General features: G+C 69.1%; 12 protein-coding genes. 10 read left to right on the top strand and 2 right to left on the bottom strand.

Translation table 11 applies throughout. The features are described from left to right. Nucleotides 1–166: 166 nt before the first annotated feature. Nucleotides 167–2,380 (top strand): polyphosphate kinase 1, encoded by a 2,214-nt coding sequence (ppk1, locus tag WMF39_RS04575; protein ID WP_437744330.1) that lies wholly within the window; start codon nucleotides 167–169, stop codon nucleotides 2,378–2,380. Nucleotides 2,381–2,437: 57 nt separating this feature from the next. Here ppk1 and WMF39_RS04580 read toward each other — a convergent pair whose 3' ends face one another. Then, nucleotides 2,438–3,184 carry a hypothetical protein gene (locus WMF39_RS04580; protein ID WP_437744331.1) on the bottom strand — a complete coding sequence of 249 codons (747 nt, stop codon included), beginning with the start codon at nucleotides 3,182–3,184 and terminating at the stop codon, nucleotides 2,438–2,440. A 1,390-nt stretch (nucleotides 3,185–4,574) separates the two neighbouring features. Here WMF39_RS04580 and rpsL point away from each other — a divergent pair. The 9 genes from rpsL to rpsS all read left to right on the top strand — a co-directional run bounded on the left by rpsL (nucleotide 4,575) and on the right by rpsS (nucleotide 11,503). Continuing rightward, complete coding sequence (gene rpsL / locus WMF39_RS04585) at nucleotides 4,575–4,973, top strand: 30S ribosomal protein S12 (RefSeq protein ID WP_012233473.1); 399 nt, start codon at nucleotides 4,575–4,577, stop codon at nucleotides 4,971–4,973. Nucleotides 4,974–5,010: 37 nt separating this feature from the next. After that, the gene (rpsG, locus tag WMF39_RS04590; protein ID WP_012233474.1) at nucleotides 5,011–5,481 is read left to right on the top strand and encodes a 30S ribosomal protein S7; all 471 of its coding nucleotides are present in this window, start codon (nucleotides 5,011–5,013) and stop codon (nucleotides 5,479–5,481) included. A 304-nt stretch (nucleotides 5,482–5,785) separates the two neighbouring features. Beyond that, entirely contained in the window at nucleotides 5,786–7,900 is a 2,115-nt protein-coding gene (gene fusA / locus WMF39_RS04595) for an elongation factor G (RefSeq protein WP_437744332.1), read from the top strand. Between the two features lie 9 nt (nucleotides 7,901–7,909). Next, a complete protein-coding gene (gene tuf, locus WMF39_RS04600; RefSeq protein ID WP_012233037.1) occupies nucleotides 7,910–9,100 on the top strand; it encodes an elongation factor Tu in 1,191 nt (396 codons plus the stop codon). Between the two features lie 10 nt (nucleotides 9,101–9,110). Continuing rightward, a complete protein-coding gene (gene rpsJ / locus WMF39_RS04605) occupies nucleotides 9,111–9,422 on the top strand; it encodes a 30S ribosomal protein S10 (protein ID WP_272100105.1) in 312 nt (103 codons plus the stop codon). A gap of 13 nt (nucleotides 9,423–9,435) precedes the next feature. Beyond that, entirely contained in the window at nucleotides 9,436–10,059 is a 624-nt protein-coding gene (rplD, locus tag WMF39_RS04610; RefSeq protein WP_437744333.1) for a 50S ribosomal protein L4, read from the top strand. Nucleotides 10,060–10,074: 15 nt separating this feature from the next. After that, nucleotides 10,075–10,371, top strand: coding sequence for a 50S ribosomal protein L23 (locus tag WMF39_RS04615; RefSeq protein ID WP_012233478.1), 297 nt, complete (start codon nucleotides 10,075–10,077; stop codon nucleotides 10,369–10,371). A gap of 2 nt (nucleotides 10,372–10,373) precedes the next feature. After that, a complete protein-coding gene (gene rplB / locus WMF39_RS04620) occupies nucleotides 10,374–11,204 on the top strand; it encodes a 50S ribosomal protein L2 (RefSeq protein ID WP_437279857.1) in 831 nt (276 codons plus the stop codon). Nucleotides 11,205–11,206: 2 nt separating this feature from the next. After that, nucleotides 11,207–11,503: a 30S ribosomal protein S19 gene (rpsS, locus tag WMF39_RS04625; protein ID WP_437744334.1), complete on the top strand. Its 297-nt coding sequence runs from the start codon at nucleotides 11,207–11,209 to the stop codon at nucleotides 11,501–11,503. 246 nt (nucleotides 11,504–11,749) lie between these two features. Here rpsS and WMF39_RS04630 read toward each other — a convergent pair whose 3' ends face one another. After that, nucleotides 11,750–12,796: a tetratricopeptide repeat protein gene (locus WMF39_RS04630; protein WP_437744335.1), complete on the bottom strand. Its 1,047-nt coding sequence runs from the start codon at nucleotides 12,794–12,796 to the stop codon at nucleotides 11,750–11,752. Nucleotides 12,797–12,798 lie beyond the last annotated feature (2 nt).

Below are 12,798 nucleotides of genomic sequence, written 5' to 3' on the forward strand. Positions count from 1 at the left end.
AACCGGAGCTTCGATCATGGTTGACCCGCCGTCCACCCCAGACAACACCGTCGCGCCCGACTCCGAAGGCGACGTGGATTCAGCTCAGGCCGTCGGGCCCGTCTCGCGCCCGAATGGCCCCTCCAGCGCGCGGTCCGGGGGGGGCTCCTCCCCGTCCAGCGGCCCGGTGTCGATATCGGCCGCCCCGGCGGCGATCCCGATCGAGGGGGACCCGACGCACTACCTGAACCGCGAGCTCTCGTGGCTCGAGTTCAACGCGCGGGTGCTGTCGGAGGCCAGGTCGCACGAGGTGCCGCTCTTCGAGCGCCTCAAGTTCCTGAGCATCTTCTTCTCCAACCTCGACGAGTTCTTCATGGTGCGCGTCGCCGGCCTCCAGGCGCAGACGCAGCGCACGATCGCGGAGGTCCCGCCGGACGGGCTCACGCCCCACGAGCAGCTCGTGGCGATCAGCGCGCGGGTCCACGCGCTCGTCGATGACGCCTACCAGCTGTGGCACTCGGATCTGATCCCGGCGCTCCAGCGCGCCGGCATCGTGATCGTCCGGCCCGATGAGCTCGACGCGACCGAGCTCAGCGCGCTCGACGAGCGGTTCCGCACGGACATCTTCCCGATCCTCACGCCGATCGCGATCGACCCGGGGCACCCGTTCCCGCACCTGCGCAACAAGATGATCAACCTCGGGATCATGTTCTCCCGGGAGCATGAAGCGCAGGAGCCCGGCTTCGCGGTCATCCAGGTGCCGCCGGGGCTGAGCCGGCTGATGCGGGTCCGCGTGGAGGGCGCGACGCGCGCGTTCGTCCTGCTCGAGGACGTGATCGCCCGGCACGTGAAGGATTTCTTCCCCTCGGGCAGGCTGCGCGGCACGTACCCCTTCCGCGTCACCCGGAACTGGGACCTCGAGATCGACGAGGAGGAAGGCGAGGACCTGCTCGAGACGATCCAGGCCGAGCTCCGCCGGCGCGATCGCGGCAACGCCGTGCGCCTGGAGATCGGCTTCGGCGAGGGCGCCGGCACCTCGGTCCAGCGGCTCTGCCGCGCGCTCAAGGTCGACGCGTCGCACGCCGTCTACCGGGTGCCTGGGCCGCTCCACATCGCCGACCTCATGGGCATCGTCGCGGACGACGAGCGCCGCGAGTGCCGGGACGAGCCGTTCGCGCCGCAGGTCCCGCCGCTCTTCCGGGACGTCGAGGACATCTTCGCCGTCATCCGGGAGCAGGACGTGCTCCTGCACCACCCCTACGAGTCGTTCGATCCGGTCGCCGAGTTCGTCTCCCGCGCCGCCGACGACCCGAACGTGCTCGCGATCAAGCAGACGCTCTACCGGACCGGCGGCGACTCCCCGATCCTGAAGGCGCTCGCGCGCGCGGCCGAGAGCGGCAAGCAGGTGACGGCCATCGTCGAGCTGAAGGCGCGGTTCGACGAGGCGAGCAACATCCAGTGGGCGAGGACGCTCGAGCAGAGCGGCGTGCAGGTGATCTACGGCCTGCTCGGGCTGAAGACGCACGCGAAGGCGCTGCTCGTGGTGCGGCGCGAGAAGGACAAGCTGCGCCGCTACGTGCACCTGTCGACGGGCAACTACAACCCGCAGACCGCGCGGCTCTACACCGACATCGGCCTGTTCACGGCGAACCGGGAGATCGGCGAGGACATGACGTCGCTCTTCAACCTGCTGACCGGCTACAGCGCGCCGCCCAAGTGGAACCGCCTCCTCGTGGCGCCGCTCGGCCTGCACGAGGCGGTGCTGGGCCTCATCGCGCGCGAGGAGGCCCACGCGCGGGCCGGGCGCAAGGCGGAGATCGTGGCGCAGATGAACGCGCTCGTGGACGTCGACGTCATCGACGCGCTCTACTCGGCGTCGCAGGCCGGGGTCGACATCAAGCTCGCCGTGCGCGGCATCTGCTGCCTCCGGCCGGGGATCCCGGGCCTGTCGGAGCGGATCCAGGTGCGCGCGATCATCGATCGTTTCCTCGAGCACAAGCGCCTGTTCCGGTTCGCGAACGGCGGCAGCGAGGAGATCTACATGTCGAGCGCCGACTGGATGCCGCGCAACTTCCATCGCCGCGTCGAGCTGATGATCCCGATCATCGAGCCCGCCACCCGCGCGCGCGTGGAGGACATGCTGAACACCGTGATGTCCGACACGGCGAAGACCTGGGAGCTCGCGAGCGACGGCAGCTACCACAAGCTCCAGCAGCCCGCCGGCGCCCCCCAGCTGCGGTCGCAGCACCGCTTCATCGAGCTCGCGCGCGAGCGGGTGAAGCTCAGCGATCCGCTGGCGCGCGGCGGCGGGCGCTTCCACATCCTCCGCATGCCCGCGGGCACGGACGACGGCGGGCCGCGCCACCGCAAGGGCGCCAAGAAGAAGAAGGGTCTGCCCTGAGCGACGACGCGCAGGAGCGGTAGAGGCCTCCCCGCGACCTCGCGCGCGGGGAGCCCTTCAGAACTGCGTCTGCAATGCGGCGGAGCCGGGGCCGAGCGAGAGCGTGGTCTGGGCCGACGCCTTGGGCGTCGCGTCGCTGACCGGCACTTTCTTCCCGCCGATGACCCAGAGCGGGATGCCCACGGCGATCATGATGCCGCCCGCCACGGAGACGAGCGCGCCGGCGAGCTGGCGGCGCCCGTCGGAGCGCGTCTCGCAGATGCCCGTGAAGCCCCCGAAATCGCAGTAGATCTCGTATCTGTTGCTCGCCGACGCGAGCAGGCCCGTCCCGGTGAAGAACGCGATCGTGCCGCCGGCGGTGAGCGCGATGCCGCCCAGCATGAGGCCCGGGCTCTTCCGGCGCAGGGGAACCGGGGGCGGAGCAGGCGGGATCTCCGCCGGGGTCACCGGGTAGCCCGGCGGGAGCGGAGGGTAGGCGCCGCCGTACGGAGCGTAGCCGCCCGGGGGACCAGGCGGCGGATAGCCCGGCGAGGCCCCTGGCGGAGCCCGCGGGGCCTCCTGCGGCGGCGCCGGGTAGGGAACCGCCGGGTACGGCGGCGCGGAGGCAGCGGGCGGCGCGGAGGCAGCGGGCGGCACGGAGGCAGCGGGCAGCGCGGAGGGAGCCGGCGGAGCGGGTGGCGGCGCCGGTTGCGCGCCCGCCGTCGCCGCGGCGAGCAGGCCGGACAGCGCGACGCCGAGCGGCAGGGCGCGCGGCGAGCGGCCCGGCGTTCGAGCGGCGTCGGGCGAAGCATTCAAGCGAAGCATCTCGGGCGTCCTTTCATCACGGCGGTTGCGATCACTCGTGTGGAAGCTCGGCAGGCTTTTGCGCCGGCTCCGGCGGAGGCGCCGCCTCCGCTGTCGGCGCCCCCGCTGCCGGTGTCGCCCCCGCTGCCGGCGTCGCCCCCGCTGCCGGCGTCGCCACGGGCGGGGCGGCGGCCGGCTTCGGTGCGCTGGTGCGCTTCTTCGGCGGGGCGGCTGCGGCTGCTACGGTGGCTGCTCCTGATGGAGAAGCGCTGGCAGCCGTCCCCTCTGACGAGGCGCCGGCTGCAGCACGCTGAGGGGTTGCAGCGCGCGCCGTCTCTGCTGCGGCCGGTTCGGCGGTGACGATCGTTGGCGGTGACGAGTCGACGGGAGGTGGAGCCGGCAGCTCGTCGGTCGCCGTCGGCACGGTGAGGGACGCGGTGGACGGCTCCGCGGCGTGTGTCTTTGCCGGAGCGGCTCTCGCGGGCTCCGGCGCGGCGCGCTCTGGGGCGCGGGGGGACTGCGCGGCGAACACGATCACCGCGGCGAGCGCCACGAGGCCCAGGAACACAAGGAGCGCGCGATCTCGCTTTGGCTTCGTCTGTGCGCTTCCGCCGCGCGCTCGCGCAGGCTGCGCCTCGACGCCGCCTCTCCGATGGGATCGATCGCCGGCGTCGCGCGCCCGCGCGGGCTCCGCGCTGCTCGGCGCGGCGGCGCCGCGTGTGCGCGCGCCGCGCGGGTCGTCGCCGCTTCGGCTCGCCGTCGGATCGACGCGCGCTACCGCGGGGCCTCGCGCTGTCGCGCTGTCGCTCTGATCGCCGCGCGACGAGGGCCCCGCGCCCCCCGTGTCCACGTCGGACGCAGGCCTCGACGCAACGCTGCTCTGCGGCGCCTTGCGCCGGCTTTCTTTACGCTGGGCGCGTGAAAGCTTCTTCGCCACGCAGCGACCGTACCGAACAGCAGGCGGGCCGCCAAGGGCCCGCGGCGCGTGTCGGCGTCCGACTCGTGCGGCGGGCGCAGGCACCCGCGCGTCCCGGGAGCCGCGGTCGCACGCCGAGCGCCCCGTCGAACGAGACGCGCACGGACGGCCCCCGCCGCGCGCCGCGACCCACGAGCTCTTCGCGCGGGGCCGGGACGCGCAGAACACGGCCTCCGCAGGCGCGGCGGGACCGACGCGCCCGACACGAACGATGCCGCGCCTCGGCCAGCGCAACGGACGCGACTGACGCGACCGACGCGACCGACGCGACCGACGTGAACGATGCGACCGACGCGGCGGGCGCGACGCACGGGATCGACGCGAACGAACGGCACGCTGGCGCATCCAACACGAACGGGTGTCGTCCCGCTTGACATGGGTCGCCTCCTGGGTATCCTGCGCGTCCCCATCCCTCAGGTGGAAATCCGCGTCACTATGCCGACCATCAGCCAGCTCATCCGCCAAGGCCGCGAGGCCGCTCGTTACAAGACGGCCTCTCCTGCGCTCAAGTCCTGCCCGCAGCGGCGAGGCGTGTGCGTACGTGTTTACACCACGACGCCGAAGAAGCCCAACTCGGCGCTCCGCAAAGTCTGCCGCGTCAGGCTGAGCAACCAGATGGAAGTGACGAGCTACATCCCGGGCGAAGGCCACAACCTGCAGGAGCACTCGGTCGTCCTCATCCGCGGCGGCCGTGTCAAGGACCTGCCGGGCGTGCGCTACCACGTCGTCCGCGGCACGCTCGACGCGTCCGGCGCTGCCGGGCCTAGCTCCACCAACAAAGCGACCCGCAACCGCAAGCGCTCGAAGTACGGCGTGAAGCGCCCGAAGGCCTGACAGCCTCAACGCGCGAAAGCCGAGCAGAGGAACGAAGATGCCCCGTCGTCGCGAAGTCCCGAAGCGGAAGATCATTCCGGACCCGAAGTACAAGGACAAGCTCGTCGCCAAGTTCACGAACTCCCTGATGCAGTCGGGCAAGAAGGCGACCGCCGAGGGGATCCTCTACGGCGCGTTCGACATCGTGCGCGACCGATTCAAGGAGGAGCCGATCGACGTCTTCCGCAAGGCGCTCGACAACGTGAAGCCGAAGCTCGAGGTGAAGAGCCGGCGCGTCGGCGGCGCGACCTACCAGGTCCCCGTCGAGGTCCGCCCCGAGCGTCGCGTCGCGCTGGCGATGCGGTGGCTCGTGACCTACTCGCGCGGCCGCGGCGAGAAGACGATGCGCGAGCGGCTCGCCGCCGAGCTCGTCGACGCGGCGCAGAACCGCGGCAACGCGGTCAAGAAGCGCGACGACACGCACAAGATGGCGGAGGCCAACAAGGCGTTCGCCCACTACCGCTGGTAGGTCAGCGAGGCCAGCGCAGATCCCGGATCTGCGCTGGTTCGTCATTTCAGGTCCCATCCCCAGGCGAGGAGACGCGTAGAGCGAGATGGCACGGCTGACATAAGGATCGGGTTACAGAGCCGGTCCTCTCGAGGGAGCGCGACAGCGCTCGCCCTCGCGGGACCTAGAAAAGCTGCTGCTGTACCCCGACACCCTCTCCAGGTTCAAGTGCCCGCCATAACGGAGGCGGGCCGGGCTGGAGAGGGTGTTTTGCATCCTGAGTCCGGAACCCTCACCCCACGCATCACACGACGGAGAAGGAAAAGTGGCACGCGAGTACAGCCTGGAACGGACGCGCAACATCGGGATCATGGCCCACATCGATGCGGGCAAGACCACGGTCACGGAGCGCATCCTTTATTACTCGGGTGTCAACTACAAGATCGGCGAGGTCCACGAGGGCGCAGCCACGATGGACTGGATGGTCCAGGAGCAGGAGCGCGGCATCACCATCACGTCCGCCGCGACGAACTGCTTCTGGGCGCCGGAGCAGGGCCCCGAGAAGGGCGTCTCTCACCGGATCAACATCATCGACACGCCCGGTCACGTCGACTTCACCATCGAGGTCGAGCGGAGCCTCCGCGTGCTCGACGGCGCGGTGGCGGTGTTCGACGGCGGCAACGGCGTCGAGCCGCAGAGCGAGACGGTGTGGCGGCAGGCGGACAAGTACGGCGTCCCGCGCATCGCGTTCATCAACAAGATGGACAAGGTCGGCGCCGACTTCGACATGTGCGTCGACTCCATCCGCGAGCGCCTCGGCGCGAACCCGGTGGCGATCCACTACCCGCTCGGCGCGGAGGACTCGTTCCGCGGCGTGATCGACCTCGTGACCCTCCGGGCCGCCGTGTTCGACGAGGAGACGAAGGGCCAGCGGTACGACTGGCAGGAGATCCCGGCCGACCTCCTGCCGCGGTGCAAGGAGCTCCGCGAGAAGCTCATCGAGGCGTGTGCCGACGCGAGCGACAAGGTGATGGAGAAGTTCATCGCCGGTGAGATCGACCAGATCACCGAGCAGGAGATCCACGCGGCCATCCGCGCGGGCACCCTCGGCTTCAAGATCGTCCCGGTCCTGTGCGGCTCGGCGTTCAAGAACAAGGGGGTCCAGCTCCTGCTCGACAGCGTGGTGAACTACCTGCCGTCGCCGGTCGAGATCCCGGCCGTCGAGGGGACGCTGCCCGACAAGAAGGACAAGGTCGTCTCGCGCAAGGCGGGCGACGACGAGCCGTTCTCGGCGCTGGCGTTCAAGATCATGAATGACCAGTTCGGCAACCTCACCTTCTTCCGCGTCTACTCCGGGACGACGAAGAGCGGGGTCAGCGTGCTCAACTCGACGCGCGGCAAGCGGGAGCGCTTCGGGCGCATCCTCCGCATGCACGCGAACAAGCGCGAGGAGATCGACGTCTGCTACGCGGGCAACATCTACGCTGCCGTCGGGCTGCGCGACACCCGCACCGGGGACACGCTCTGCGATGAGAAGCACCCGATCGTGCTGGAGCGGATGGAGTTCCCCGACCCGGTGATTTCGATCGCCATCGAGCCGAAGACCAAGGTCGATCTCGACAAGCTCGGGCTCAGCCTGCAGAAGCTCGCCTACGAGGACCCCTCGTTCCGCACGTACACGAACGAGGACACGGGCCAGACGATCATCGCCGGGATGGGCGAGCTTCACCTCGAGATCATCGTCGACCGCCTGAAGCGCGAGTTCAAGGTCGACGCCAACGTCGGCAAGCCCGAGGTCGCCTACCGCGAGACCATCTCGAAGAAGGCGACCGACGTGGAGGGGCGCTTCGTCCGGCAGTCGGGCGGACACGGCCAGTTCGGTCACGTGAGGATCGACATCGAGCCGGCGGAGCGCGGCGCGGGCTTCGTGTTCGAGAACGACATCGTCGGCGGCATCATCCCGAAGGAGTTCATCCCCTCGATCGAGAAGGGCATCCGGGACGCGATGGGCCGCGGCGTGCTCGCGGGCTACCCCGTCGTCGACATCAAGGTGCGGCTCCACTTCGGCAGCTACCACGAGGTCGACTCCTCCGGGCCCGCGTTCGAGGTCGCCGCGTCGATGGCCTTCCAGGACGGCGCCAAGAAGGCGGGGCTCGTGCTCCTGGAGCCGATGATGGCCGTCGAGGTCGTGTCGCCCGAGAACTACCTCGGGGACGTCATCGGAGACCTCAACTCGCGGCGCGGCCGCATCCTCGATATGGGGCAGCGCGCGAACACCCGGGTGATCCGCGCGGAGGTCCCGCTCGCCACCATGTTCGGTTACGCGACCGACGTCCGTTCCAAGACGCAGGGCCGCGCGACCCATTCGATGCAGTTTTCTCATTACGCACCGGTTCCAGCAGCGATCCAGGAAGAGATCGTCGCCAAGCAGCGAGGTTAAAAAGACGCCATGGCCAAGGAGAAATTCACTCGTACGAAGCCGCACGTGAACGTGGGCACCATCGGTCACATCGACCACGGCAAGACCACGCTCACGGCGGCGCTCGTCAAGGTGCAGTCGAAGCGCAACCTGGCGAAGGCGATCTCGTACGCCGACATCGCGAAGGGCGGGACGGTCCGTGACGAGACGAAGACGGTGACCATCGCGGCGGCGCACGTCGAGTACGAGTCGGCCAACCGCCACTACGCACACGTCGACTGCCCCGGGCACGCCGACTACATCAAGAACATGATCACCGGCGCGGCGCAGATGGACGGGGCGATCCTCGTCGTGTCGTCGCTCGACAGCGTGATGCCGCAGACGCGCGAGCACGTGCTGCTCGCCCGGCAGGTCGGCCTGAACCACATCGTCGTGTTCCTCAACAAGTGCGACGCGGTGGACGACCCGGAGATGCTCGACCTGGTCGAGATGGAGGTCCGCGAGCTCCTGTCGAAGTACAAGTTCGACGGGGACAACGCGCCGGTGGTCCGTGGCGCGTCGCTGCCCGCGCTGCAGGGTGACCCGAAGTGGGAGGAGACGATCCAGCAGCTCCTCAGCGCGCTGGACAGCTACATCCCCGAGCCGGTGCGCGACATCGACAAGCCGTTCCTGATGGCGATCGAGGACGTGTTCTCGATCAAGGGCCGCGGCACGGTGGCCACGGGCCGCATCGAGCGCGGCGTGATCAAGGTCGGCGACGAGGTGCAGATCATCGGCTTCAAGGACACGAAGAAGTCGGTCGTGACCGGCGTCGAGATGTTCCGCAAGCTGCTCGATCAGGGGCAGGCGGGCGACAACGTCGGGTGTCTGCTCCGCGGCGTGGAGAAGGAAGAGATCGAGCGCGGCCAGGTGCTGGCGAAGCCCGGGTCGATCACGCCGCACACGAAGTTCACCGGTGAGGTGTACGTCCTCAAGAAGGAGGAGGGCGGGCGCCACACGCCGTTCTTCACCAACTACCGGCCGCAGTTCTACATCCGGACGACGGACGTGACCGGCACGGTGAACCTCCCCGAGGGGGTGAAGATGGTGATGCCGGGCGACAACATCACGATGACGATCGAGCTCATCGCCCCGGTCGCGCTGGAGGAGCAGATGCGCTTCGCCATCCGCGAGGGCGGCAAGACGGTGGGCGCCGGCGTCGTCACCAAGATCCTCGCGTAGGAAGAGCACCATGCCTGATACAACCAAGATCCGGATTCGCCTCAAGGCCTTCGACCACCAGCTGCTCGACAAGTCGACGAGCGACATCGTCGAGACGGCGAAGCGGACCGGGGCGCACGTCGCGGGTCCTATCCCGCTGCCCACCGAGATCCGCCGTTACACGGTCCTGCGGGGGCCCCACGTCGACAAGAAGTCGCGCGAGCAGTTCGAGATCCGGACGCACAAGCGGCTTCTCGACATCATCGAGCCGACACAGCAGACCCTCGACGCGCTGATGAAGCTCGACCTCTCGGCCGGCGTCGACGTTGAGATCAAGAGCTAGGAGTCCAGGTACCATGAAGGTTACCGTTTACAACCTCAAGCGGGAGCAGGTCGGCGAACTCGACCTCTCGGACGAGGTCTTCGGGACCGAGGTGAAGGAGCACCTCTTCTACGAGGTCGTGAAGGCGCAGCTCGCGTCTCGCCGCTCGGGCACCAAGGCCACCAAGGAGCGGAGCGCGGTCGCCGGCTCCACGAAGAAGCTCTATCGCCAGAAGGGCACCGGCCGCGCTCGCCAGGGCTCGATCCGCGCGCCGCACCACGCGGGCGGCGGCATGGCGCACGCCCTGGAGCCGAAGGACTGGTCGTACCGTCCGCCCCGCAAGGTGCGGATCGGCGCGCTGAAGAGCGCGCTCTCCCTCTTCGCGAAGGAGGGGCGGCTCATCGTGCTCGACAGCCTGGAGGTCTCCGAGATCAAGACCAAGGCGATCTCTGCCACGCTGACGACGCTGCAGGCGGATCGGAAGTCGCTGGTCGTCGACACGGCCGGCAACGAGAAGCTGGTGAAGAGCCTCCGCAACCTGGAGAACCACCAGTACCTGCCGCCGGAAGGGGTCAACGTCTACGACCTCCTCAGGCACGACCACCTCATCGTCTCGAGGGACGCCGCCAAGGCGCTCGAGGCGCGTTGCCTTCGCTAGTCAGGGGAGTCCGACATGCAGCCCGAGCAGATCATCCGCCGGCCAATCATCCTCACGGAGAAGTCGAGCCGGCTCCGCGACCAAGGCAACAAGGTCATCTTTGAGGTCCGCCGCGAGGCGAACAAGATCCAGATCAAGGACGCCATCCAGACGCTCTTCAAGGTGGGCGTCGTGGACGTCAACACGCTGATCATGCGCGGCAAGGACAAGCGCATGGGGCGCGGCTACGCGAAGCTGCGCAATTGGAAGAAGGCGATCGTCACCCTCAAGGAGGGTGACGAGATCCAGTTCTTCGACGAGAAGGCGGAATAGCGATGGGAATCAGATCCTTCAAGCCGACCTCGCCGGCGCGGCGTTACTACTCGGTCAGCGACTTCAAGGAGATCACGAAGGTCGAGCCCGAGCGGTCGCTGCTGGAGCAGCAGACGTCCACCGGCGGCCGGAACAACAACGGCCGGATCACGTCGCGGTTCCGCGGCGGTGGTCACAAGCAGCGCTACCGGATCATCGATTTCCGGCGCGACAAGATCGGCGTCCCGGCGAAGGTCGCCGCGATCGAGTACGACCCGAACCGGACGGCGCGCATCGCGCTCCTGCACTACGTGGACGGCGAGAAGCGCTACATCCTGGCGCCCGACGGCCTCGCGGTGGGGGCGACGCTGCTCGCGAGCCGGAACGCGGACATCAAGCCTGGCAACAGCCTGACGCTCCGCTTCATCCCGCCCGGCACCTCGATTCACAACGTCGAGGTCAAGAAGGGCAAGGGCGGTCAGCTCGTGCGCTCGGCCGGCGTGGCTGCGCAGCTAATGGCGAAGGACGGCGACTATGCGCAGGTCCGCCTCCCGAGCGGTGAGATCCGCAAGGTGCACCTCGATTGCCGCGCCACGATCGGGCAGGTGTCGAACTCCGAGCACGCGAACATCAGCCTCGGCAAGGCGGGGCGCTCGCGCTGGCTCGGGCGCCGGCCGCACAACCGCGGTGTCACGATGAACCCCGTCGATCATCCGATGGGCGGTGGTGAGGGCCGGACGAGCGGCGGGCGCCATCCGTGCTCGCCGTGGGGTCAGCTCTCGAAGGGCCTCAAGACGCGGAACAACAAGCGCACCGACGGGATGATCGTCCGGCGGCGCGGGACCAAGGGTTAGTCATGCCGAGGAGCATCAAGAAAGGGCCCTTCATTGACGGTCACCTGCTGGAGAAGATCCAGGCGGCCCAGGCGACCAATGCCAAGAAGGTGATCAAGACGTGGTCGCGCCGCTCGACGATCCTGCCGGAGTCGGTCGGCCTGACCTTCGCCGTGCACAACGGGAGGAAGTTCGTTCCCGTGTTCGTGACGGAGAACATGGTCGGCCACAAGCTGGGTGAGTTCGCCCCGACGCGCACGTTCCACGGCCACTCCGGGGACAAGAAGTCCAAGGTCTCCAAGGGCCCGGGCGGTCGCTGATCGCTCCGCGTCAACCGCGAGCGCATCGACATGAAGCGGGCAGGGTCGCAGCAGCGGCCCTGCCCGTTTTTTTTTGAGTGGCTACGATCTGAGCGCCGCCAGCACGGGCGTCTCCGTCGCCGCGCGGGGCTCACCCGCACAGGAGACGGGTCCAGATCGGCGTTTTCGGCGCGCAGGCGTACTCACGTACGCCGAGCACCGAAAACGCCGAGATGGGCCCGTATCCGCAGCGGGTGAGCCCCGCGCCTAGAAGGTGCCGCGTAGACCGGCGAAGCTGGGGCCGACGAGCAGCTGCGTCGAGGCGGTGGCGCTCTGCGAGCCGCCAGCGCCACCTCCGGTGAAGCTCAGGATGAGCAGGGTCGTGCCCGTGACGAGCCCGAGCGCGCCGACCACGACGCCGATGTTCGCGGCCGTCTTCTGGGTCTTGCCGGCGTCGATGTCGTCCTGGCGATCGGCGGGGCAGGGGCCCCCGCAGGTCTCGGTGAGATCGCTGTAGCTGCTGTTCGCCATCAGCCCGGCGACGGTGAACATCGCGAGCCCCGCAACCCCCACGCCGCCGGCGGCGTAGGCGTAAGGCCGCAGGTACGCACGCGGCGAGGGCGCTTCCGAGAAGGGCGGGCTCGGGCCCTCGTCGAGGAGCGCCGGAGCGCCGGAGCCGGCCTCGGTCGGGCCGCTCGGCTCGGCGTCGAGCGCGACGGTCTTCGCTTCGCCCGCCGAGAGATCGACGGTCTGCGGCGTCGAGGTGAGCTTGGTGCGCAGGACGATCTCGGTCTTGCCGGGCTTGACCGGGAACGGCTTGCCCCACCGCTCGCGCGGGACGTCCTTGCCGGCCACCGCGAGCGAGGTCGCCGCATCCGGGTGCGCGACCGTGACCGTGACGAGGGCGATCTTGCGCGCGAGCTCGTCGCGCTCCAGCTGCGCCGTCTGCTCCGTCTGGGCATAGCGCGGCTCGTCCTTCGCCCGGGACGCGGCCTCCGCCGCGACCTGATCGAACTCGAGGTACGCCTCGACGTGATCGCCCAGATCCGCGAGGCAGCGCGCGATGTAGAGGCGGGAGTTCGGGCTCGGCACGGTGGCGTACGAGGCCCGGAACTGCTCCAGCGCAAGCGCGTGGCGCTTGCTCTCGTAGAGGGCAGCGCCCTTCTTGAAGTGGTTCTGCGCCTTCTCCACCGCGTCCGGCGCGGGCGTCGCCGCGGCGCCGTCCGCGCCGGCTGCGGGCCCGGGGAGCGTGCACAAGCACAGGCAAGATGCCGCACCGAAGAGCAGCGCACGGAGCCAGGGTCGAGATCGCACGG

The sequence above is a fragment of the Sorangium sp. So ce1504 genome, assembly GCF_051521635.1.
In the GTDB taxonomy this organism is placed as follows: domain Bacteria; phylum Myxococcota_A; class Polyangia; order Polyangiales; family Polyangiaceae; genus Sorangium; species Sorangium cellulosum_B.

Bases quoted from the DNA above. Each gene is read 5' to 3' on its own strand.
- WMF39_RS04580 (WP_437744331.1), bottom strand. From the start codon at position 3,184: ATGCTTCGCTTGAATGCTTCGCCCGACGCCGCTCGAACGCCGGGCCGC.
- rpsL (WP_012233473.1), top strand. From the start codon at position 4,575: ATGCCGACCATCAGCCAGCTCATCCGCCAAGGCCGCGAGGCCGCTCGT.
- rpsG (WP_012233474.1), top strand. From the start codon at position 5,011: ATGCCCCGTCGTCGCGAAGTCCCGAAGCGGAAGATCATTCCGGACCCG.
- tuf (WP_012233037.1), top strand. From the start codon at position 7,910: ATGGCCAAGGAGAAATTCACTCGTACGAAGCCGCACGTGAACGTGGGC.
- rpsJ (WP_272100105.1), top strand. From the start codon at position 9,111: ATGCCTGATACAACCAAGATCCGGATTCGCCTCAAGGCCTTCGACCAC.
- rplD (WP_437744333.1), top strand. From the start codon at position 9,436: ATGAAGGTTACCGTTTACAACCTCAAGCGGGAGCAGGTCGGCGAACTC.
- WMF39_RS04615 (WP_012233478.1), top strand. From the start codon at position 10,075: ATGCAGCCCGAGCAGATCATCCGCCGGCCAATCATCCTCACGGAGAAG.
- rplB (WP_437279857.1), top strand. From the start codon at position 10,374: ATGGGAATCAGATCCTTCAAGCCGACCTCGCCGGCGCGGCGTTACTAC.
- rpsS (WP_437744334.1), top strand. From the start codon at position 11,207: ATGCCGAGGAGCATCAAGAAAGGGCCCTTCATTGACGGTCACCTGCTG.